We start from the raw sequence: 22961 nt of genomic DNA on the forward strand, positions 1-22961 counted from the left end.
AGCCTCGATGCCAAGCAAGTTTCCATAGCGTGGCAAGCAAAAAATATCTTGCTGAACATCGAGGCTTACTCATACCTTAATGCTAATTATTCTTATTTGCAATAGTTGTTGAGAATTATTCTTATTTGATGAGGTTTATTCTTCGGGAGGGTCGAGCTGTAGCCTCTCAGCAAGTAACACGGCTTGCGTTCGGCTGTAAACGTCGAGCTTACGGAATATTGCGGTCATGTGTGCTTTTACGGTGGCCTCAGTAATTCCCAGTTCGTAGGCTATTTGCTTGTTAAGCAAGCCCTCATGAACATGGAACAGCACCTTGTATTGCTGGGGTGTAAGAGTCGCCATTTTTTCGGCGAGTTCACGGTCTTCACTCGACACTTCTTCAAGTTGCTCTGAAATCGCAGCAGGCACCCACTCTTCGCCTTCGAGTATTTTTGAAATAGCTTGAGCAATTTCTTGGGAAGGTAACGACTTGGGAATATAGCCTAGGGCACCGAAACCTAAACAACGACCGATGACATGCGCATCTTCAGTACCTGAAATAATAGCTACAGGCAGTGAAGGGTAGTCGTTTCGAATACGAATTAAACCGTATAAATCACCCGCTCCTGGCATATGTAAATCCAGCAGAATAAGGTCATATTCGTCGGAGCGTTCTAACTTAAAAAGAATAGCGTCCAGTGTGTCAGCTTCTTCAATAACTAAATCATCAAAATGTTTCGCGAGCGCTCCTTGCAGAGCCTCGCGAAACAAAGGATGGTCATCAGCTATCAGTAGCTTAGTTTGTTGTGTCACGTTAGGTACTTACCGGTTTAATCGATTCTCTATCAATGAATCTACCACAGACGGATCAGCCAAAGTAGATGTATCGCCCAGAGAATCAAACTCGTTACACGCTATTTTGCGCAAAATACGACGCATAATTTTACCTGAACGTGTTTTAGGCAAGCCTGGAGCCCACTGCATGAAGTCTGGCGTAGCAATTGGGCTTAAGTCGGTACGTACCCATTGCACGAGTTCTTTCTTAAGCTCGTCGCTACTCTCTACACCGTCTACCAGAGTCACGTAAACGTATATGCCCTGCCCTTTCAAGTCATGCGGGTAACCCACCACCGCAGCTTCTGCTACTGAGTCGTGAGCAACCAAAGCACTTTCAATTTCAGCAGTTCCCAAACGATGTCCTGAAACGTTAAGCACGTCATCTACCCGGCCAGTTATCCAGTAGTCTTCACCGGCATCGTTACGCGAGCCATCACCGGTAAAATAGGTGTTTTTATAGGTACTGAAGTAAGTCTGTTCGAAACGCTCATGATCACCCCAAAGCGTTCTAGCTTGTCCAGGCCAGCTGTCTAGAATAACTAAGTTACCCTCTACAACATCATTACTCGCCTCAAGAACATTACCTTCAGCATCCACTAGAGCCGGACGAATACCGAAGAAAGGCTTCATTGCTGAACCTGGTTTCAGTTCTTTCACAGAGCCAGGGATAGGCGCAATCATGATGCCACCGGTTTCTGTTTGCCACCAAGTGTCTATAATTGGGCATTTGCTATTTCCGATCGTTTCGTAATACCACTCCCACGCTTCTGGGTTAATAGGCTCACCTACACTCCCCATAAGTCTTAAACTTTTACGTGTACTGCCTTGCGCCGCAGTTTTACCTTTCGCCATTAAGGCTCGAATAGCAGTTGGCGCGGTATAGAGAATAGTTACGTTATGCTTGTCGACCACCTTGCCGATTCTAGACACGTCAGGATATGTAGGAACACCCTCAAACATTAGCGTTGTAGCACCGTTCGCTAGTGGGCCGTACACAATATAAGAGTGACCTGTAACCCAGCCAACGTCTGCTGCACACCAATACACGTCGTCTTCTTGTAAATCGAAAGCATATTGGTGAGTCATCGAAGTCCATACCATGTATCCGCCAGTGGTATGCAACACGCCCTTCGGCTTACCAGTAGAGCCGCTGGTATACAAAATAAAGAGTGGGTCTTCAGCGCTCATTACTTCTGCTGGGCAGTCGGCACTTTCTTTACCTACAATCTCATGCCACCACAAATCGCGCGGCGCGGTGAAATCAACTTTGTTGCCTGTATTTTGGAACACCACAACATGCTCTACCGTTGGACAAGCATTACCTTCTAGCGCTTTATCCACGTTCACTTTTACTGGGAACGTTTTACCACCGCGACGGCTTTCGTCAGAGGTAATTACGGCTTTAGCACCACAGTCATTCAAACGGTCAGCAATCGCATGCGGAGAGAAGCCTGCGAAAATTACGGAATGAACAGCTCCAATACGAGCACATGCAAGCATAGCTACGGCAGCTTCTGGCACCATCGGCATATAAATGGCAACACGATCGCCCTTTTCAATACCCGCCGACTTCAGCGCATTAGCGAAGCGACACACTTTTTCATGCAGCTCTTTGTAAGTGAGTGAAGACTGAACGTCGACTTCGTCGCCCTCCCAAACGATAGCGTTTTTGTCGCCTCGTTCAGCTAAGTGACGGTCTACGCAGTTGTAACATGCGTTTAAAGTGCCGTCGGCAAACCATTTGATATCTACATTGCCTTCAGCAAAGCTTGTGCTTTTAACTTGAGTGTACGGAGAGAACCAGTCGAGTCGCTGCCCGTGCTCGCGCCAAAATGCTTCCGGGTCTTTAATCGACTCTTCGTACATCGACGCATACTTTTCAGGGTTCAGGTGGTTTACGTACTGTTGGTCTTCACTAAGTTGAATGGGTTTCACTGACATCGTATCTCTCCTCTACTTCTGTGCTCAATTTTATACCTTACACCTTAGATCATTGGGATTCGACTATGGTCTAACCCATTAGACCAATGTCTAGATTGTTTCCTCTCTATTTCTAGTTCATTTTTTAGGCACATTAAGTGAGCAGTAACGTATCCATTTTTGTCCGCGATTAGCGAACAACGTACGAGGGACTATCATGCAATTAACAACGATAACAAAACATTTGCGTACACTGACCTATGCTTCTGCAGCGGCTTCATTAGTCGCGCTTTCACCCGCGGCATTTGCCGACACCGAATTCGACTTTGGTGGTTATATTAAATTCGATGCACTAACCACCACTACTGACTCTGGATCATTAGGCGCGAACAACATCGGGCGCGACTTTTACATTCCCAGCTTAACGCCGGTGCTTGGAGCTGGAGCTCCTTCAGACAGTAACACGTACACCGACTTCCACGCGCGCCAAAGCCGTTTATGGCTTAAATCGGCACACACATTTGACGACGGTACAACCATTCAAGGGCATGTGGAAATAGACTTTATCGCTACACCTAACGGCGACAAACGAATTTCGAACTCATACACGCCTCGTTTGCGCCATGCATTTTTCAAATACCAGAATTGGACCGTGGGTCAAACTTGGAGTAACTTCCAAGACCTCGCTATCTTACCGGAGTCGGTCGACTTCATCGGCGTAACTGCAGGTACCGTGTTTAACAGACAACCTCAGATTCGTTACACAGCGGGTAATGGTTTCGCTTTTTCTGTTGAGCAACCTGAAAGCACAGTAACGCCTTATTTGGGTGGAACAAGCCGAATTACCACTGGCGACAGCGCGATGCCCGACTTAACCCTAAGTTATCGTCACTCTGGTGAAAGAGTTCACTATGGCATCGCTGCAATTGCTCGACAAATTGAATACCAAGACACAGCTTCAGGCGTAGACAGCAGCGAAACAGGATTTGGTGTAAACCTAACTACCAAAATTAAGTTCGGACAAAATGATGTGCGAATCGGTTTAGTTACAGGTTCTGGGCTAGGACGTTACGTGGGTCTAAACGCCACAAATGGCGCGGTGCTGAATGCGCAGAACGACCTCGAAGCCATCGACTTAACAGCCTATTCATTTGCCTATCGTCATGTTTGGTCAAGTCAAGTAAGCACTAACTTAGTGTTTTCGCGCATTGATATAGACGACCACACAGCGTCAACTGGCGCAGCCGCAAGCGAGAGCATGCAGCGTGTTGCAGCTAACGTGATGTACAGCATCAACGAACGCTTACGTGTTGGTGCAGAACTAAGTCGCGCCAGCAGAGAAACCTACAACGGTGGCGAAGGTAATCTAGACCGCTTACAACTAAGCGCGCAATACAGCTTCTAAACTTAAAACCAAAGATGGGGTCAGAGCACTAAGTGCTCTGCCCCCATCTTTTATTTCCTCAAAGCTACGCTCCATAGGCTTTTAGGCTAGATTTACCATTATTTTTATTGAGCTTGCTATTCTCCTCATTTTTATCTGGAAGCTCTTATTTTTTATGAGGTTTTTGAAAATCCCTCAGGGGGTCAGAGCACTTGGTGCTCTGACCCCATTTTTTGTCTGCTTCTTCATGGCTATTCTGATAAAATGTTGTCGGTCTGAAGTGGGAGGGAAGCATGAAGGAAGACGAAGCAGATATCTTTCGCGAATTAATGCAAGACGTCACTCCGCTCAAGCAAGAGCCGGTTGCTAACACCCGTTATGGTGTGGAAAAAAGTGAAACACATGCAGCCCGCAGAGCTGCAGCAACCGCCATCGAGAAAAAAGATCCAGGTGAAGGTTTGTCCGATCAGGTACACGAATGGGTAGAACCAGACGGTATTATTGAATGGCGTCGACCAGGCGTTCAAGACGGGGTATTTCGGCAACTTAAACGCGGAAAGTATCCTGTCGACGCAGACTTAGACCTTCACCGCATGCGTGCAAAACAAGCGAGAAGTGAAGTGGCTCGTTTTATCGCAGACTGTTACCGACGAGGCATTCGCACTTGTCGCATTGTTCACGGCACAGGGAAATATAGCGCCGAGCAACCCGCGTTACTCAAAAGCCTATGCAACCAATGGTTGAAAGACTTAGACCATGTTCTTGCTTTTCATACGGCTCAACGCCAGCATGGAGGTTACGGAGCAACCTATGTCATGATTCAGAAAAATATGCTGAGTAAACTAGAAAACCGAGAACAGAATCGTAAACGATAAATTTGGAAACTTGATCATGAACCGTCTTTTACAAAGCTTATTCATAGCCGCCGGAATACTCATAGCGCAGCCGGCATTAGCGCAAAGCAATTCCGAAACGCCTGAAAACCTCATTATTATCGTGGGCGACGGTATGGGCATGCCATACACGACGGCTTACCGTTATTTTAAAGACGGTAGAGGCATGACATCAGCCGCCGACATTCGAGCCACCGCCCTAGACCGTCACTTAGTGGGTCTTGCGAGTACTTATCCTGCAGACGACACCCTAGTCACTGACTCTGCTGCAGGTGCCACAGCTATTGCCACCGGTGTTAAAACCTATAATGGCGCAATCAGCGTTAGCACTCTGCGCGAACCTTTAATGACCATGATGGATTATGCCAAAGAACATGGTTTCCTGACTGGTGCCATTGCAACTACACGCGTTACGCATGCAACCCCCGCTTCATTTTTTACGAACGTAAACTCTCGCCGAGAAGAGCATGAAATTGCGCGCCAGTTCGCGCAACAAACAGAAGCAGGAAGCTGGAAGTTCGACTTACTTCTAGGTAGCGGAAGTAGCTATTTCCGTTACGACACAGAAAACGGTGAACGTGTAGATTTACTTGCAGACATGTCATCTCAAGGTATGCACGTTATAGAAGATATGGACGCATTATCGGCTCAACAACAATTGCCTTTGACTGGCCTGTTCTATGAAAAGAACTTCCCATTTGTTATCGACGATAAGCCACGCCTGCGCCAAATGGTTGAAAATGGAATTCGCTTGTTAGAGTCCCAAGACCAACCTTTCGTACTTCTCATTGAAGCGTCGATGATTGACTGGTGTGGGCATGCCAACGACATCGCCTGCGCTATGCATGAAATGCAAGATTTAGAGATTGCCTTCGACTGGCTTGCAGACTACGTCGAAAGTGTAAACGACACGATGCTGGTGATGACCGCTGATCACTCTACGGGTGGTTTAACATTAGGTGCTGACGGTGAGTATCAATGGCGTGCGGCGCAGGTAGCGCGTATTCAACACAGCTACAGCTATATCGAAACGCAGCTTATGGACTTACCTGCCGTGGATTGGGACAGCTTTTTAACCGAGCATATGCCTTTCCCACTTAGCTCTGAGCATCAAGCCGAGTTTGATCGCATTAAAACGTTGGAAGGTGGCTTTCAGCAAAAAGCTCTACACGATCTTCTTATTAGCATCGTTCGCTTTCATACAGGTTCAGGTTACACCACGTCAGGACACACCGGCGAAGACGTTCCTGTGTACGCAGTAGGGCCATGGAAACATGAATTTCTCGGTTTCCAAGACCACACCGACATAGCCAACCAGTATATTGAATGGATTCAAATGCGCTCTGAATGAGCGCATTTTGACTAGGTCGCGTAGCTTATTTCAAAGCTACGCGAGCGTTTCTAAATAACCGCGTCCAAGCACCGTCTTCTTTCCAAGCATCCGGATACCAAGAGTTCGCTACAGCTCTGAACACACGTTCAGGGTGAGGCATCATAATGGCCACTCGACCGTCTTTACTCACCGCACTTGTTAAACCACCAGCAGAACCATTCGGGTTTAACGGGTATTGCTCAGTAACGCTTCCAGTGTTGTCGATGAAGCGCAACGCAACACCGTTACGTTTCGCCAATGAAGCTTCGTCTTCCGCCGAACGGAACAACGCACGACCTTCACCATGAGAAACAGCGATAGGCATTTTTGAACCTTCCATGCCGTCAAACCAAGGTGAGTTTGTATTTTGCACCTCCACCATGGCTACGCGAGCTTCGAAGCGCTCGGAGCGGTTCGTGACAAAATTAGGCCAATCTTCTGTACCTGGAATTAAGTCGTGTAGCGTTGACAACATTTGGCAACCATTACACACACCCAACGACAATGTGTCGCCGCGGTTAAAGTAATTCTCGAAAGCTTTGCGTGCATTTTCATTGTATAAAATAGAGCGCGCCCAGCCTCCGCCAGCACCGAGTACGTCGCCATACGAGAAGCCACCACAAGCAGCGAGTACTTGCATGTCTGTTAAGTCTACGCGACCGGCAATAATGTCACTCATGTGAACATCAACAGCTTTAAAGCCTGCTCTGTCGAATGCTGCAGCCATCTCATAGTGCGAGTTCACGCCTTGCTCACGCAAAATCGCAACTTTAGGCGCTACACCTTTGTTAATGTATGGCGCTGCAATGTCTTGTGCTGGATCATAAGTTAGGTCTGCGAACAGTCCTGGGTTGCTTGCGTCTGATTTAACTGCAAACTCTTCTTTAGCACACTCAGGGTTGTCGCGTAGCATTTGCATTTGGTGCGTAGTTTCAGCCCAAATCGTACGCAATGTTGAGCGCTTAGCTTGGAACACTTGCTCCCCTTCTGCTTCAACAACAACTTCATCTGCTTCGGACACTTCACCAAGTTCAACCACCATTTCTCCCATACCGGCAGCGGTGAAGTCTGCCCGCAAGCTTGCAAGGGCGTCTTCCGACACCTGCAGTACAGCTCCAAGTTCTTCATTAAACAAGAATTCCTGCGGATTCGCGCCTTCTGGCGTGTGCACACGAACGCCACAATGACCTGCGAAAGCCATTTCGGTAACAGTTGTTAAAAGTCCGCCGTCTGAACGGTCGTGTAGAGCAATCAGTTGCTGCGCAGCAACCAGCTTTTGCACCGCATTGAAGAACACCGAAAGCACTTCTGGTTGGTCTACGTCTGGTGCAGTATGTCCAATCGACTCATAAACTTGCGCTAACGCAGAGCCGCCCATTCGGTTCTGTCCACGTCCAAGGTCTAGCAACACTAGCTTTCCACCTTGCTCGGGTTTTAATTGCGGAGTTACCGTTTTGCGAATATCCGTTACGCGTGCAAATGCGGAGATAACAAGGCTTAACGGCGCAGTCACTGATTTTTCTTCGTCTTGCTCTTGCCATGCCGTTTTCATCGACATCGAGTCTTTACCTACTGGAATAGTAATTCCAAGCGCAGGGCAAAGCTCTTCACCAACAGCTTTGACTGCTTCATATAAACCGGCATCTTCACCAGGGTGACCCGCTGCCGCCATCCAGTTTGCAGAAAGCTTCACACGTTTTAAGTCACCAATTTCGGTGCCCACGATATTCGTTAAAGCTTCGCCCACAGCCATACGCGCTGAAGCCGCATGGTTAAGCAACGCAATTGGAGTGCGCTCACCCATCGACATCGCTTCACCGGCATAGCTGTCGAATGAAGCTGCGGTTACCGCGCAATCTGCCACAGGTATTTGCCATGGGCCAACCATTTGGTCACGCGCAACTAAACCAGTTACAGAACGGTCGCCAATGGTAATTAAGAAGGTTTTCTCCGCAACAGTAGGCAATCTGAGCACGCGCTCAAATGCTTCGTTAATATCTACATTTTGCGCATTAAATGCGTCACCTTTTGCACTGCTGCTTTGCACGTCACGGTGCATTTTCGGCGCTTTACCCAAAAGAACATCCAGAGGCATGTCTACTGGGTAATTATCAAAAACTTCATCATAAAGCTTCAAGTCACGCTCTTCTGTCGCTTCACCAACAACCGCAAAAGGCGCTCGCTCACGATGACAAATCTGTTCAAACAATTCTAAGTTTTCAGGTGCTACTGCCAGTACATAACGTTCTTGAGACTCGTTACACCACACAGCTACTGGTGGCATTCCAGGCTCGTCATTCGGAACTTCGCGAAGTTTGAAACTACCGCCTTTGCCAGCGTCGTCTACAAGTTCTGGTAATGCGTTAGAAAGCCCACCTGCGCCCACGTCATGGATAAATACGATCGGGTTGTTTTTACCCATTTGCCAGCAACGGTCAATAACCTCTTGGCAGCGACGCTCCATTTCTGGGTTGTCTCGCTGCACAGAAGCAAAGTCTAAGTCTTCGTCAGACTGACCCGATGCCATCGAAGAGGCAGCACCGCCCCCAAGACCGATGTTCATAGCAGGACCACCTAGCACGATAAGCGGCGCACCATTCGGAATTACGCCCTTCTGCACGTGCTCTTCTTTAATGTTGCCTAGGCCACCAGCAATCATAATCGGCTTGTGATAACCACGAACCTCTTGTCCGGCAAAGCTATCTACATTCGCTTCGAATGTACGGAAATAGCCAAGCAAATTCGGACGACCAAATTCGTTATTGAACGCCGCGCCACCCAATGGGCCTTCCGTCATAATTTGCAGAGCGGTAACAATGCGGTCTGGTTTGCCGTAATGCTTTTCCCACGGTTGTTCAAACCCTGGAATTTGCAGGTTCGACACTGAGAATCCTGTAAGACCCGCTTTCGGCTTAGAACCGATACCCGTTGCGCCTTCGTCACGAATTTCACCACCAGAGCCCGTAGCAGCTCCAGGGTATGGAGAAATAGCCGTTGGATGGTTATGCGTTTCCACTTTCATAAGAATATGAACCGGCTCGCCATGGTAACGATACTCATGTTCACTATTCGGATAAAAACGCCCCGCCATGCTGCCTTCCATAACTGCAGCGTTATCTTTGTATGCGCTCAACACATAGTCTGGTGTTGCTTCGAATGTGCGCTTAATCATTTTGAACAACGATTTGGGCTGTTCTACACCATCAATCGTCCAATCCGCGTTGAATATTTTATGGCGGCAATGTTCAGAGTTCGCTTGCGCAAACATATACAGCTCAACGTCGGTAGGATTACGTTGCAGCTCAGAGAATCTTTCAACAAGATAATCAATCTCGTCTTCCGCAAGTGCCAAACCCATTTCAACGTTGGCAGTGGCTAGTGCTTTACGCCCACCGCTAAGAATATCTACGGTTTTTAAATGGCCAGGCTTTTGCTCTGCGAACAACACTTGTTCTGAAGGCACTTCTGCAACCGCGACTTCTGTCATGCGGTCAAAAACAAATTTTGCAGCATCAGAAATTTGGCTATGTTCAACTCCGTCAAAACTCCACACGACACCGCGCTCTGCGCGTTGAATCACGGAAAACCCACAGTTATGAATAATGTCGGTAGCCTTCGACGACCATGGTGAAATTGTGCCTAGTCGAGGCAAGACTAAGCGTTGGTCTGCGGTGAGCTGAAGGTCATGAATGACTTCGCCGCTAAGAATAGCCGACAAACGCTCGGTGTCTTCTTTTGAAAGCGCTATATCTGGCGTTTGCCCATGCAGAAAAAAGACTTGTTCTGCACGAACTGCTTTACATTGAAAACCCGCTTTATTCAGCGACGAGAGGATTTTTTCGGCTTTAAACGAAGATAGAACAGAGGCACCTTGAACTATGATCACGCGCTTGGCTCCAGCTAATTGTTGGGGGAGTTTAGATGGGCGAACATTATACGTGTTTATGCAACAATTTGCGACAATCAAGCTTATGCAAATCACCTCATTAAATGATATAAATAACCAAAGACTGATTATCGTCCATAAGTTCCAATGCCGGTGGCTATTTTTATCTCAGTCCACAACGGTACTTATAAAAGATAAATAGTCTCTAATGAAACTTTGAAACGGAAAAAACTATGCAAATTAACGTGAGTAAGCCAAGGTTATGGCGTGTTCTCGGAGTATCGTGGATACTCGCGTTATTGATTGCGTGTACACCAGACCCCATTGAAATGTCTCGTTTAGACAAAATTCAAGAACGTGGGGTGCTGAGAATTGGCACGCTCATGAATCCCACCAATTACATGGTGCGCAATGAAGTTTCTAGTGGTTTTGAGTACGAACTCGCGCAAGGCTTAGCGCAAGAATTAGACGTAGAACTTGAAGTCACAACAGCTGTAGATTTACGTGAACTTTGGCAGCTTTTAGACAGCGGTCAAGTCGACTTCCTAGCTGCAGGTTTAGACGTTACCGACGACCGACGCGAACGTGTCCGCTTTTCACCTGCCTATCACCATATCGAGCAAAAACTTGTGTATCTGCAAGGCTCGCGCGACCGGCCCAGAGATTGGTCTGAAGTGAACGGTAAAATTCGCGTGGTCACACAAAGCAGCCACCAGGAATTGCTTACGCGTATTCACAACCTTTACCCGCATTTAGATTGGACTACCACACACCTGTATGACAGCGACGAACTACTCGAGCAAGTCATGGACGAAACTGTCGACTTCACCATAGTCGATTCGCACCATTTAGATATTAAGCGCCGCTATTACCCCGACCTGAGCGTGGCATTTACCGTACGCGAGAACGTACCCTTGGCTTGGGCGTTTCCTCAAGAAGCGGACGACAGTTTATATGCATCGGCCATTGAGTATTTGGGTGCGCGTCATAACAGTGGTTACATCGACAAACTAGCCGACCGTTACTTTGGTCACGTGGAAGAATTTAACTACGTGGACACACGCTTATTCATTGAAGCAGTAGAAGAGCGCTTACCAGAATATTTACCGATGTTCCAAGAGCATGCAGGCGACTTAGACTGGCGTTTGTTAGCGGCAGTAAGTTACCAAGAGTCTCACTGGAACCCATGGGCGCGCTCGCCAACAGGTGTTCGCGGCATGATGATGCTTACTCTACCTACAGCTCGCTCAGTCAATGTACGCAGCCGACTAGACGCAGAAGAGAGCATTCGCGGTGGCTCACAATATTTAGCGCGCATGAAACAACGCATACCCGCACGCATAGCAGAACCAGACCGTACTTGGTTTGCACTTGCGGCATATAACGTGGGACTTGGTCATTTAAATGACGCGAGAATCATCACCGAACGCCAAGGTGGCAACCCGGACTACTGGGTAGACGTTCGAGAGCGTTTACCGTTACTGCGCCAAAAACAATACTATCGAACCACTCGTTATGGCTACGCTAGAGGCGACGAACCCGTAAGATATGTCGGTAATATTAGACGCTATTACGACACGATGAGATGGCTTGATGAACAGGGTCGGATACCTTATGGTGACTCTGATAGCAGACAGGCGAACAATATTGTGTTGGAGGACTAATGCGAATTGTAGGCAAACGTTTTAAACGCAACGAAAGACGTCATCAACGCAACCGCAAACAAGCCAAACGCATTGTAGAGCGCAGGCAGAAGTGGTTTCACCTTACAGAGGGCGGAGCCAAGGGGCGTTCTACTCCGGTTTGTCTAGATCCTGAGTATGTTGAGATAGCTGGCGCAGACGCTTCTTCTGAGCGCGGCGATGCTTAAAAAAATCGCTTAAAATTGTCGCGCACTCATCTTCGAGTACACCGCTTTCCACCTCAACTTGATGGTTCAGCGCGTCGTGCTTGACCAAGTTCATTAAGCTTCCCGCCGAACCTGTTTTCAAGTCATACGCCCCAAAAACCAAACGACTGATACGACTATGAACGAGTAAACCCGCACACATCGGGCATGGCTCTAAGGTGACATACAAAGTGGTATCTTCAATCCGGTAATTACCAATAACTTTGGCAGCTTCGCGCAGGGCTATCATTTCCGCATGAGCGGAAGGGTCGAGCTGAGTAATTACTTGGTTATGACCGCGCGCAATAACCTCTCCACGATGCACCACAACAGCGCCCACAGGAACTTCGCCAATAGCTTCGGCTTTTTGCGCTTCAGCTAACGCCTCTTGCATAAAAGCTTGGTCTAGCTCTGTCATCCTGGGTTTAGTCCTTGCCATTGCACGAAGAAGCCTGCAATTAAATAAAATACAATGGTCATGCCTGCTGCCAACATAGCGTACGGTAACTGAGTACGCACATGCGAAATATGTTCAGCACCGGAAGCCAATGAAGCGATAATAGTCGTGTCACTAATAGGTGAAGCGTGGTCGCCAAAAATACCACCCGCTAAAGCAGCACCAATAAGCAGCGGTACAGGCATTCCCAAGCCCAGAGCCAATGGTATAGCTAAAGGCAACATGAGGGCGAAGGTTCCCCAACTTGAGCCTATGGCAAAGGCTGTAACTGCCGAGAGAATAAATACTAATGCAGGCAACAAATACACCGGCAAACTCTCGTTAATGAGCTGAGTAAGGTATTGCCCCGCACCTAGAGTACGCGTGATGTCTCCAAGCGCAATAGCGAGCCAAAGAATCACGGCAAGGGGGAGAATTTTAATCACCCCATGGCCAATACCGTAGGCAATTTTATTCGCAGATTTCGGAAAACTGATAAAGGTTCCCACTATGGCAATTGCAAGGGCAATGTAAATTGCAGTGAACACGCTGAGCATGCCGTCGCCTTCCACAAAAGAGCCTTCGCCAGTTACGAACAGCATAATAGGTACCATAAGCACCATAAGCGCCAAAGAAGCAATTACCGTAATGGTGGCTCGCTTATTCACAACGCTATTTGCTGTTTGCGCGATCTGGCTTTCTACGTGAGCGCGTTTTGCAGCAACTTCATACTTTTTCATGGGGCCAAAGTTCCAACCACTCCATGCCACCCAAAGCGCCAGAAATAGTGCGAATACCGCGTATGCATTAAGCACCACAGAAACAGCAAGCGTAGTTAAAGGGTTTTCTATATTCTGTTGTCCAATTAACCCCAAGTTAAAAGCACCCCATGCATTTAAAGGAATCAGAATACATACCGGCGCACAAGTGGAGTCGATAATATAAGCTAGCTTTTGGCGGCTCATGCCCAAGCGGTCATAAATAGGCCGTGAGGTAGTGCCCGAAGTCATTATAGAAACGTTAGACTCAATGAAAGTGACGACGCCTAGAATCCAAGTAAACAAACGCGCACGTCTAGGGCTATGCACCCACTTCTTGTTTTCAAGTGCCTGTACAAAATGTTGAAACGTACCGCCTTGCTCAAGAACGCCAAAAAGCGCTCCAATGGCTAAGGTAAATCCCCAAATTAATATATTTCCGGGGTCTAAAAGCTTTTCATGCAAACTTAATGCGGCAGAAACGGCTCCAGCAACAGCGTCGTACTCAAGCCATAGATAATGCGCCAACAGCACCCCACCCAGTAAGGCAATAATTACACGGCGTGTTGCAATAGCCACAAATATTGCCAACAAAGATGGAAGCAGGCTTAACCAACCTAGTTCTGTACTCATGAACGAGCCTTATTTTCTCTAAACAGTAAAAAACCGCAGCAACTGAAACATAATGTTCTCAAGCGCGGTTCTCATCATGCCACGATTATATCACGAAGAAAAAAGGCACAGGTTAAGGGGCGGTAATAACTTAGAAGCGTAGGTTATAAGCAGCTAACAATGAAAGGCAGATTCACTTTGCCAAAGCCGAGATACAAGGCTCGCTCCAAAGATTAAAAGATACTGGTATAATCAGATTCTATTGCTAAGGCTCAGTGCCCTAGTCGCGATTTTAATTTGAAAACCACAAGCTCATAATGGGTAACCCTTTCTGAAATAAACGAAAAATGGACCATCCAAAGTATCACTGTCGATTTTTATCGCGCAATTTTCAAAATCGGAAAGATCACTAACTTGATAACCTCCAAAAGCAACAGGGCTCATTGTGCGCTCAGATGAGGTAATATTTCCCATGTGACTAGATTTAAATTGTTTATAAAAACCGCTTTCACAGCTAAAATGAACATCAAAAGTGCTTGCGCTGGTCGTTAAATCATAAACAACCCTGACCTCATGTCCCCCCAAATAATTGTGGGAGAGGCTCAAATTATATGTTTCGTTAGGATATAGCATCCCAGACCACAAAACATCACGAAAATCACTCGGTGTATAGAAAACAGACGCTATAAACCCCACAACGCCCCCGTACTCGAAATGCTTTAGTTGCCATTTCGAATACCAGTGCAAAGGTGAAACAATGATTACTAATACTAGAATCAGGATGTACCATTTTGAAGTTTTCATTGAATTCCGTACCTCAAGTCTCGCTGCATATTGTCATAAATCCGCAATACCTCTTGAACATAATGCTGGCAATTATTAGTTGCTAAATTGTATTCAGGGCTAAAGTAAGTTTGGACACGCTCCTCAGCGTTTTTTAATAGTTCGTCGTCGTATTCCTTTGCTTCACACTGATAGCGGTCATCATCGTCTTCTTGAACAACACCAGGTCCAACTACGGCGTCGGTTTCTGAGAAATAACCACTATTTTCACCATTTTCATAGAAAATTTGATCGTGACGGAAGGGACCCCACTGCTTGTTAAAATCCATTAATGGTCGACTGCAAATCTGTGCCAACCCTAATGGATCGATAAGGTTTACGGGGTTTCCTCCAACATAAACATAAGTATTAAAACCACCCGCAAGCCCAATCGGGTCGCTCTGCAAATACCGTCCTGTTTCGGGGTCATAATCACGATTGAGGTTGTACCAACTCTGCTTTTCGCTGTCCCAGTATTGGCCGGGACAAAATCGTATGGAACGATTTTGAACATGCGAAGCATGGCCCGCATGGGTGAAGGGCAGGATGCCCGTAATCAAGCCGATATTAAATGCGCCAATAGAGCTAGAAACAACGTTTCTGACTCCAAAGGTTGTTGGCTCTGCTCGCCATACTACACTCTTGGAGCTGTTCGTAATCGCTTCAGGACGACCTAGATGGTCGGTATGCACATAATAAAGGGTTGTTCCTTTGATATACCCGACCAAAGTGCCACCGAAATAGATGTAATACTTGGTATACTGGCCGTTATTGCCTTCTGCCAGTAATTGACCGCTAGGGGAATAGATGAAGTCTGTGGCAGTTGCCGCACCGCCTGACTTACGAACACGTTGCCCTAATGCGTTATATACATAGTTTGTCGTTAGACTCGACCCTGCACCATATTGATATGTCATGCTCGCCATTCGGTTATCATCGTTGTACGTGTAGGTGCGTTGAAATACATTGCCGGCTTTATGTATAAGAATCACCCTGGAATCTCAGGCTTAAGAACTTGAATGTTATATTCTCGACCTTGGAACACGATAATTTTATCTTCTTCGGCTTCAGCTCTAAAAGACCCAATAGCTTTACCATTTGAATCAAAAACTCTCACATAAGAGACTGGTTGCTCCTCCACTTTATTCATAACTAACCAAAATATTGCATCATCATCACTGACTCCAAAATATGAAATCGGTTCATGGTCTATCCTCTTAATCTCTCTTAGATTGGAATCAAAAAGATAACTGTTCTGAACAATATGGTGAGCGCTTTGACCCACTACGAGAATCCTTTCCTCGTTTTCCAAAAGGACGACCTCCCCTTCCATCGCCGGTGAAATCAATAGGTTTTCATCTTCGGTTACTGACAAAAAGACGGTAGCTCCCTCGAAATTACTTATTGAATACTTAGATACTCCCCAATTCTCATTAAGAATTTCTAATTGGCAACTTTCTGGAGACACTTCGAGAATCTTCAAAATATTGTCATTACAATTTGATACACCACTTTCAGCGCCCAAAAATAGTGAAAGGCTCATCAAAAGTTTATTAACTACAGCCACAATCCCCTCCGCTATCAACCCAATCATTACCTTGGTGTGGATTGGAATGCATGCTATCTGTTTCGCCGAACATACTTGTCGCTACTCCATTACTGAGAGGGGACTGAGTTCCGGGGTCTACAATACCCCCAGACGAGTTTCTTCTTTCATGGTGTACATGAGGACCTGACGAGCGTCCATTTGTTGGATCAGCGTAGCTGCCAATCACATCTCCAACATTCACAATAGTACCTACCGCTACAGTTGAACCTGGGTCCATATGGCCATATTGGTCATACGTTTGACCATCACTGTTCATAATGGAGATTCTCCACCCTAAGCCAGTGTTTGGATTATTTGGGTCCTGATATCCCACTCGAAACACTCTCCCAGAAGTTAAGGATGAAACTTCTCGACATAGTCCTAGCTCATCAAAGAATATCAATGGATTCCCCTCTACATAAGCATAAGCATTCATCCCGCCAGCAAGCCCAATCGGGTCACTCTGCAAATACCGTCCTGTTTCTGGGTCGTAATCTCTGTTGAGGTTATACCAACTCTGTTTTTCACTATCCCAATATTGACCTGGGAAGCCGATATTAAATGCGCCAATAGAGCTAGAAACGACGTTTCGTGTTCCAAAGGTTGTTGGCTCTGCTCGCCATACTACACTCTTTGAGCTGTTGGTAATCGCTTCTGGACGACCTAGATGGTCGGTATGCACGTAATAAAGCGTCGTTCCTTTGATATACACGACCAACGTGCCACCGAAGTAGATGTAATACTTGGTATACTAGCCGTTATTGCCTTCTGCCAGTAATTGACCGCTAGGTGAATAGATAATCTCTGTGGTTAGGTTATATCATGAACGCATTGCAAACCGAAAGCATGGACCTCGTGGTAACTGTTGAGGAGTGTCAACGATTGAATGAAACGAGTCTTTAGAAGTTCAAAGTCTATGAGGATGCGAGGAGCTGATTATCACTCAGCAGTTGAAACAACAGGCGATATGAATTATTTCCTAATAAATGATCGCAATTGGGGGCGTCAGCATCAATTTAACGATTAACTTCCGCCGGCAAAAGCAGAGACGCTAGCAGGCTCAGCCAACCTAAATCAGAACTCATTAAAAATTCCTAATTCCTGGACAAGTATATAGGCCCCCACGGTCGAAACGTGGTCATCGTCGTAGTATAAAGGAGCTCCCTGAAAATGCGCAAAACAACGTTCTTTCCGACGGTCACAAAAATACTCGTGAGGAAAAACCTGCTGAAGTTGGTTTGGGAATTGTTGCGCCACTTTAGCAACCGTATCCATAACCCCTTGGTTTCTCGTCATGTAAGACTGTAACGAAACTGACGCACTATAGCGATCGAGAGTTCCTTCATGCACATAAAGACTACGCAACTCATCTCCCACATTCCAACCCATTTCGGGCACAGAGTGAACGAAAATAACGTTATAATTTGAATCAAGGAGTTCTAAAAGAATGCTTTCTAAACTAGCGCTTAACGCTTGCTCATGACCAAGTGTTGCTGTTTCGGGGGTTGCAAACACTTGATACTCTTCCGGTTCTAGGCCTCCCTCACCGTTATTAAATCTTGTTGCGCTAAAGTGAATCCCCCAGCGCGCATGAATAATCAGCTCTTTAGGCAGCGCACCGGCCCTAGCTGCTTCGAGTATATGCCCACGAAACTGTTCACATTGAACATCCTTCTCTCGCGCGGGACTTCGTACGGCGAATTCAAAAGGAGGGCAACCGCTCATAGTCAAATTCATCCCAGTCAGAGTATGCTCTTCAGCTAGGGTTTTGACTGCATCCATCAGCACCATGGCATGGCTATCACCAATCACCGCAAAGTCGGCATCAGAAGCAAGGTTGGGCATCCCGAACACACAATGAGAAGTCAGTTGCTTTGCCCGTAATGAACTATCAATACAGAGGTCATTTTCGGGTAAGTACCGTTGCGCCTCGTCAATTTGAGCCGCAACGAACCCCGTCTGTGGTGCTGCGCACGCAACCATAGCTAAAGCAATAAAGCCAAGCCAACATTTGCGTACTAACAACAACTTACTCCCACTCAATGGTCGCAGGAGGCTTGCCCGAAATGTCATAAACCACACGAGAAATGCCGTCGATTTCGTTGATAATGCGGTTCGAAACGCGTTCCAACAACTCGTAAGGTAAGTGTGCCCAACGAGCGGTCATAAAGTCGATGGTTTCCACAGCGCGTACAGCAACTACCCAGTCGTACTTACGTGCGTCGCCCATTACACCAACACTTTTCACGGGTAGGAATACCGCAAATGCTTGGCTTACTTTATGATACCAATCGGCTTTGTGAAGCTCTTCAATGAAAATTGCGTCGGCTCTGCGCAATAAGTCGCAGTATTCCTTTTTCACTTCACCTAACACACGAACGCCTAAGCCTGGCCCTGGGAATGGGTGGCGATAAAGCATGTCGTAAGGCAAGCCTAGTTCGAGGCCAATTTTACGAACTTCGTCTTTAAACAGTTCGCGTAATGGCTCAACAAGACCCATCTTCATGTCTTCAGGTAAGCCGCCTACGTTATGGTGCGACTTAATCACGTGTGCTTTACCCGTTTTAGAACCTGCAGATTCAATAACGTCTGGGTAAATAGTACCCTGTGCTAGCCAATCAACTTCCGTTAATTTCGAAGCTTCTTCGTCGAACACTTCAATAAACACTCGGCCGATAATTTTACGTTTTGCTTCTGGCTCATCTTCGCCTGCAAGCGCAGACAAGAAACGGTCTTCCGCGTCAACGCGAATAATGTTCAAACCAAAATGGTCACCGAACATTTCCATCACTTGCTCACCTTCGTTTAAACGAAGCAAGCCGTTGTCTACAAAGACACAAGTAAGCTGAGAACCAATAGCACGGTGCAAAAGCATAGCGGTTACAGACGAGTCTACTCCGCCCGACAGGCCAAGAATAACTTTGCCACTACCCACTTGTTCACGAATGCGTTCTACCGCGTCGTCAATAATCGATGCGGCGGTCCATAGCTTTTCACAACCACACACGTCGGTTACGAAATGCTCGAGCATACGTAAACCTTGTTTGGTATGGGTTACTTCCGGGTGGAATTGAACGCCGTAGAATTGCTTTTCTTCATTAGCAATGGCTGCATGAGGGCAAGTGTCCGTTTTCGCAACAGTACTGAAACCGTCAGGAATTTCGATAACTTTGTCGCCGTGGCTCATCCAAACGTCGAGCATTGAAGCGCCGTTGTCGCCAATAGCATCTTCAATTTTATCGAATAGTTTACAGTCGCCTGTGCGCTCTACGCGAGCATAACCAAATTCACGCTCTAACGAACCTTGAACTTTACCGCCCAATTGCTCAGACATCGTTTGCATGCCGTAGCACACACCTAGAACTGGCACGCCTGCGTTAAAAACATATTCTGGCGCACGAGGGGAGTTCGCTTCAGTTACACTTTCAGGGCCACCTGAAAGAATAATACCTTGCGGGTTAAAGTTGCGAATATCTTCTTCGCTTACGTCCCACGCCCAAAGCTCACAATACACACCAATTTCGCGCACACGGCGTGCAATCAGTTGCGTGTATTGAGAACCAAAATCAAGAATCAGTATTCGATGCTGATGAATATCTTGTGTCATGCGCCTCAGCCTAGTCTGTAGTTAGGAGCTTCTTTTGTGATCTGCACGTCGTGTACGTGCGACTCACCCATACCCGCAGCTGTCACCTTCACAAACTGAGGTTTAGTGCGGAGTGTGTCGATATCTGGGCTGCCCGTAAGCCCCATTGCTGAGCGCAAACCGCCCATTTGCTGGTGAATAATGTTGGCAATTGGACCTTTATACGCGATGCGTCCTTCAATGCCTTCAGGTACTAACTTGTCAGCCTGGTTAGAAGACTGGAAGTAACGGTCTGAAGAACCATGGCTTTGGTTCATCGCACCTAAGCTGCCCATGCCACGGTAAGACTTATAGTAACGACCTTGGTAAAGCTCTACTTCGCCTGGAGACTCTTCAGTACCAGCCAGCATACTACCCACCATGACACAGCTTGCGCCAGCAGCTAGCGCTTTCGCAATATCACCTGAGAAGCGAATACCACCGTCGGCAATGACTGGAATACCGCGTTCTTCTAGTGCCGCTACTGCATTTGAAATCGCGGTAATTTGCGGAACACCACAACCAGTAACAATACGGGTCGTACAAATTGAACCTGGGCCAATACCTACTTTTACGGCATCTGCGCCAGCGTCTGCCAAAGCAATAGCGCCTTCTGCAGTTGCAATGTTGCCGCCGATCAATTGGATATCAGGAAAATTGTCACGAACCCAACGTACGCGGTCGAGTACGCCTTGAGAGTGACCATGAGAAGTGTCGACTAGAATAACGTCTACGCCAGCTTCTACCAGTGCCGCTACGCGTTCTTCCGTACCCGCGCCAACACCAACTGCAGCGCCTACACGCAAACGACCTTGCTCGTCTTTACAAGCATTAGGTTTGTTCGCTGCTTTCTCAAAGTCTTTTAGGGTAATCATGCCATTCAAGCGGTGCGCGTCGTCGACCACTAGAATTTTCTCAATGCGATGCTTGTGCATTAAGCCAAGAATTTCTTCACTGCTGGCTTTATCGGTTACGGTGATTAAACGCTCTTCTGGCGTCATCACGTCTGCAACGCTGCGGTGGCTCGAATCTTCAGAGCGCACATCACGGCCTGTAACAATACCGACTAAGCGGTCGTTGTCGACAACAGGGAAGCCGTGAAAGCCGTGCTCGTGTGCAAGCGCTTTAATTTGCTGTAGCGTAGTGTCTGGCGTAACGGTTACCGGGTCAGACACTGTACCGCTTTCATATTTTTTCACACGACGTACATGAGCCGCTTGCTCAGCAATGCTCATATTTTTGTGGATAAAACCCATTCCACCTTCTTGCGCCAGCGCAATGGCAAGCTCAGCCTCGGTGACTGTATCCATAGCCGCAGATACAAGAGGTATTTTTAACTCAATTTTGCGTGTTAAACGCGTATTAAGTTTGGCAAGATTAGGGAGCACGGTAGAATGTGCGGGTAGGAGTAACACGTCGTCAAACGTGAGTGCTTCTTGTGCAAGTCGTAACATAGCAACATCTCTCACTTAGGGAACCGCATGGGCTTAATGTTGCGGCGGTATTTTACTCATAGTGGGCGTTGCAGTAAACTAAAATTTTCTTAATTTTTGTACAAATTTCACAGGAACTCCTTTCATGCAGGACGCTCGCGACATATTTACCGTTTCCAGACTTAACCGAGAAGTGCGCGGGTTGCTTGAGCAAAATTTCCCATCTGTTTGGTTAGTAGGGGAAATTTCAAATTTCTCTCGCCCAGGTTCAGGGCATTGGTACTTCACTTTAAAAGACGAACAGGCACAAATTAGCTGCGCTATGTTTCGTGGAAATAATATGCGTGTGCAAGCTCAGGTCGCAAATGGCATGCAAGTTATGGTGCGAGCGCGCATTAGTTTGTACGAGCCACGCGGTAACTATCAGATTATTGTCGAGCATCTAGAACCTGCAGGTGTCGGCTTATTGCAGCAACAATATGAAGAACTCAAAGCCAAGCTCGCCAGTGAAGGGTTGTTTGCGCAAGAACGAAAAAAGCCGATTCCTTCCGTGCAAAAACTTGGCATTGTTACTTCAGCAACCGGCGCAGCTTTAAAGGACGTTCTTGCCGTACTGCGTCACAGAGATCCAAGCATTCATATCATTGTTTATCCTGCTCAAGTGCAAGGTACAGAAGCACCAAAACTCATTCGCCAAGCATTGGCCACAGCGATAGCCCGCAATGAAGTAGACGCCATATTGCTTACCCGGGGCGGTGGCTCGCTGGAAGACTTATGGGCATTCAACGATGAGCAGTTAGCGCGCGATATCGCCAATAGTCCAATACCCACGCTAAGTGCCGTGGGCCACGAAATTGACTTTACCATCGCAGACTTTGTTGCAGACTTGCGAGCGGCAACACCTTCGCAAGCAGCAGAACTGTTAAGTGCAGATCGCCAACACCATATTCAAAATCTAAACTTACTGCGTCAACGATGCTGGCGAGCTCTAAATCATATTCTTAGCAATGCCAAGCATAAAGCGAACTACCTGCAATCGCGCTTGATGCCGCTGAATCCGAAATTCCGTATTGAGAGGCAAGCACAACAGCTGGACGAACTTTCGGCTCGTTTGCAACGCTCGATACAACATAGGCTTCGCCAAGAACAAACAAGAACGACCCAATTACAACACCGTTTAGGGCAGCAACACCCAGAGCGCGCCATAAAAGTTGAACAAGAGCTTGCACAAAAACGAGAGCAACGCCTGATGAGTAGCATGGTTCGGCTACTGAATGAAAAGCGCCGGAACTTAACTTCCCACAACCAAGCTTTGCATTTGGTTAGTCCGCTAAATGTGTTGAACCGTGGCTACTCACTCACCTTTGACGAGAACAATAAAATTGTTAAGAAGGTAGACGACCTGCAGATAGGAAAGTCGATTGAAACCAGGCTAGGTCAAGGCAGAGTGGTAAGTACCATTACCGCAATTAAACCGGAATAGGCATAGAGTAAGTATAAAAAAGCCGCTTGCTTAACTCACAAACGG

At 47.0% G+C, this 22961-nt stretch carries 17 protein-coding genes; 5 read left to right on the forward strand and 12 right to left on the reverse strand.

Translation table 11 applies throughout. From position 1 onward, the window contains the following. Positions 1–135: 135 nt before the first annotated feature. The gene (locus tag DQX04_RS06315) at positions 136–792 is read right to left on the reverse strand and encodes a response regulator transcription factor (protein WP_111915060.1); all 657 of its coding nucleotides are present in this window, start codon (positions 790–792) and stop codon (positions 136–138) included. 9 nt (positions 793–801) lie between these two features. Beyond that, complete coding sequence (acs, locus tag DQX04_RS06320; protein WP_111915061.1) at positions 802–2757, reverse strand: acetate--CoA ligase; 1956 nt, start codon at positions 2755–2757, stop codon at positions 802–804. A gap of 196 nt (positions 2758–2953) precedes the next feature. Here acs and DQX04_RS06325 point away from each other — a divergent pair, with 196 nt between their 5' ends. The 3 genes from DQX04_RS06325 (at position 2954) to DQX04_RS06335 (ending at position 6364) form a co-directional block, all read left to right on the forward strand. After that, on the forward strand, positions 2954–4141 hold the full coding sequence (locus DQX04_RS06325) for a DcaP family trimeric outer membrane transporter (protein ID WP_111915062.1): 1188 nt from the start codon (positions 2954–2956) through the stop codon (positions 4139–4141). A gap of 272 nt (positions 4142–4413) precedes the next feature. Continuing rightward, positions 4414–4995: a DNA endonuclease SmrA gene (gene smrA / locus DQX04_RS06330; protein ID WP_111915063.1), complete on the forward strand. Its 582-nt coding sequence runs from the start codon at positions 4414–4416 to the stop codon at positions 4993–4995. Positions 4996–5011: 16 nt separating this feature from the next. Then, on the forward strand, positions 5012–6364 hold the full coding sequence (locus DQX04_RS06335; protein WP_111915064.1) for an alkaline phosphatase: 1353 nt from the start codon (positions 5012–5014) through the stop codon (positions 6362–6364). 25 nt (positions 6365–6389) lie between these two features. On the opposite strand, the gene purL is transcribed toward DQX04_RS06335, so the two are convergent. After that, positions 6390–10271: a phosphoribosylformylglycinamidine synthase gene (gene purL / locus DQX04_RS06340; RefSeq protein WP_111915065.1), complete on the reverse strand. Its 3882-nt coding sequence runs from the start codon at positions 10269–10271 to the stop codon at positions 6390–6392. 233 nt (positions 10272–10504) lie between these two features. Between purL and mltF the strand changes: the two genes are divergently transcribed. Continuing rightward, positions 10505–11935 (forward strand): membrane-bound lytic murein transglycosylase MltF, encoded by a 1431-nt coding sequence (gene mltF, locus DQX04_RS06350; RefSeq protein WP_111915067.1) that lies wholly within the window; start codon positions 10505–10507, stop codon positions 11933–11935. A 129-nt stretch (positions 11936–12064) separates the two neighbouring features. Here the strand turns inward: mltF and tadA are convergent, their stop codons facing one another. The 9 genes from tadA to guaB form a co-directional block, all read right to left on the reverse strand. Beyond that, positions 12065–12577, reverse strand: a complete 513-nt coding sequence (gene tadA / locus DQX04_RS06355; protein WP_111915068.1) for a tRNA adenosine(34) deaminase TadA — start codon at positions 12575–12577, stop codon at positions 12065–12067. After that, a complete protein-coding gene (locus DQX04_RS06360) occupies positions 12574–13986 on the reverse strand; it encodes a Na+/H+ antiporter NhaC family protein (RefSeq protein ID WP_111915069.1) in 1413 nt (470 codons plus the stop codon). The genes tadA and DQX04_RS06360 overlap by 4 nt, the downstream gene beginning before the upstream one ends. Before the next feature lie 291 nt (positions 13987–14277). Continuing rightward, entirely contained in the window at positions 14278–14769 is a 492-nt protein-coding gene (locus tag DQX04_RS06365; protein ID WP_111915070.1) for a hypothetical protein, read from the reverse strand. Continuing rightward, on the reverse strand, positions 14766–15713 hold the full coding sequence (locus DQX04_RS06370) for an RHS repeat-associated core domain-containing protein (protein ID WP_111915655.1): 948 nt from the start codon (positions 15711–15713) through the stop codon (positions 14766–14768). The genes DQX04_RS06365 and DQX04_RS06370 overlap by 4 nt, the downstream gene beginning before the upstream one ends. Before the next feature lie 62 nt (positions 15714–15775). Then, entirely contained in the window at positions 15776–16354 is a 579-nt protein-coding gene (locus DQX04_RS06375; RefSeq protein WP_111915071.1) for a hypothetical protein, read from the reverse strand. Beyond that, the gene (locus DQX04_RS12495) at positions 16341–17087 is read right to left on the reverse strand and encodes an RHS repeat-associated core domain-containing protein (protein WP_126266344.1); all 747 of its coding nucleotides are present in this window, start codon (positions 17085–17087) and stop codon (positions 16341–16343) included. The genes DQX04_RS06375 and DQX04_RS12495 overlap by 14 nt, the downstream gene beginning before the upstream one ends. A gap of 362 nt (positions 17088–17449) precedes the next feature. Then, the gene (locus tag DQX04_RS12475; protein ID WP_165831955.1) at positions 17450–18400 is read right to left on the reverse strand and encodes an SGNH hydrolase domain-containing protein; all 951 of its coding nucleotides are present in this window, start codon (positions 18398–18400) and stop codon (positions 17450–17452) included. A 4-nt stretch (positions 18401–18404) separates the two neighbouring features. Beyond that, positions 18405–19982, reverse strand: a complete 1578-nt coding sequence (gene guaA, locus DQX04_RS06390; protein WP_111915073.1) for a glutamine-hydrolyzing GMP synthase — start codon at positions 19980–19982, stop codon at positions 18405–18407. Between the two features lie 5 nt (positions 19983–19987). Then, a complete protein-coding gene (gene guaB, locus DQX04_RS06395) occupies positions 19988–21454 on the reverse strand; it encodes an IMP dehydrogenase (protein ID WP_111915074.1) in 1467 nt (488 codons plus the stop codon). Positions 21455–21578: 124 nt separating this feature from the next. Here guaB and xseA point away from each other — a divergent pair, with 124 nt between their 5' ends. Continuing rightward, on the forward strand, positions 21579–22916 hold the full coding sequence (xseA, locus tag DQX04_RS06400; protein WP_111915075.1) for an exodeoxyribonuclease VII large subunit: 1338 nt from the start codon (positions 21579–21581) through the stop codon (positions 22914–22916). Positions 22917–22961: the final 45 nt, after the last annotated feature.

It is taken from the genome of Aliidiomarina sp. B3213, from assembly GCF_003290085.1.
Taxonomy (GTDB): domain Bacteria; phylum Pseudomonadota; class Gammaproteobacteria; order Enterobacterales; family Alteromonadaceae; genus Aliidiomarina.

What these genes read in the sequence shown, in the direction of transcription:
- DQX04_RS06325 (WP_111915062.1), top strand. Translation starts at nt 2,954, where the DNA reads ATGCAATTAACAACGATAACAAAACATTTGCGTACACTGACCTATGCT.
- guaA (WP_111915073.1), bottom strand. Translation starts at nt 19,982, where the DNA reads ATGACACAAGATATTCATCAGCATCGAATACTGATTCTTGATTTTGGT.
- DQX04_RS06335 (WP_111915064.1), top strand. Translation starts at nt 5,012, where the DNA reads ATGAACCGTCTTTTACAAAGCTTATTCATAGCCGCCGGAATACTCATA.
- mltF (WP_111915067.1), top strand. Translation starts at nt 10,505, where the DNA reads ATGCAAATTAACGTGAGTAAGCCAAGGTTATGGCGTGTTCTCGGAGTA.
- smrA (WP_111915063.1), top strand. Translation starts at nt 4,414, where the DNA reads ATGAAGGAAGACGAAGCAGATATCTTTCGCGAATTAATGCAAGACGTC.
- acs (WP_111915061.1), bottom strand. Translation starts at nt 2,757, where the DNA reads ATGTCAGTGAAACCCATTCAACTTAGTGAAGACCAACAGTACGTAAAC.
- DQX04_RS06365 (WP_111915070.1), bottom strand. Translation starts at nt 14,769, where the DNA reads ATGAAAACTTCAAAATGGTACATCCTGATTCTAGTATTAGTAATCATT.
- DQX04_RS06370 (WP_111915655.1), bottom strand. Translation starts at nt 15,713, where the DNA reads ATGGCGAGCATGACATATCAATATGGTGCAGGGTCGAGTCTAACGACA.
- tadA (WP_111915068.1), bottom strand. Translation starts at nt 12,577, where the DNA reads ATGACAGAGCTAGACCAAGCTTTTATGCAAGAGGCGTTAGCTGAAGCG.
- guaB (WP_111915074.1), bottom strand. Translation starts at nt 21,454, where the DNA reads ATGTTACGACTTGCACAAGAAGCACTCACGTTTGACGACGTGTTACTC.
- DQX04_RS06360 (WP_111915069.1), bottom strand. Translation starts at nt 13,986, where the DNA reads ATGAGTACAGAACTAGGTTGGTTAAGCCTGCTTCCATCTTTGTTGGCA.
- xseA (WP_111915075.1), top strand. Translation starts at nt 21,579, where the DNA reads ATGCAGGACGCTCGCGACATATTTACCGTTTCCAGACTTAACCGAGAA.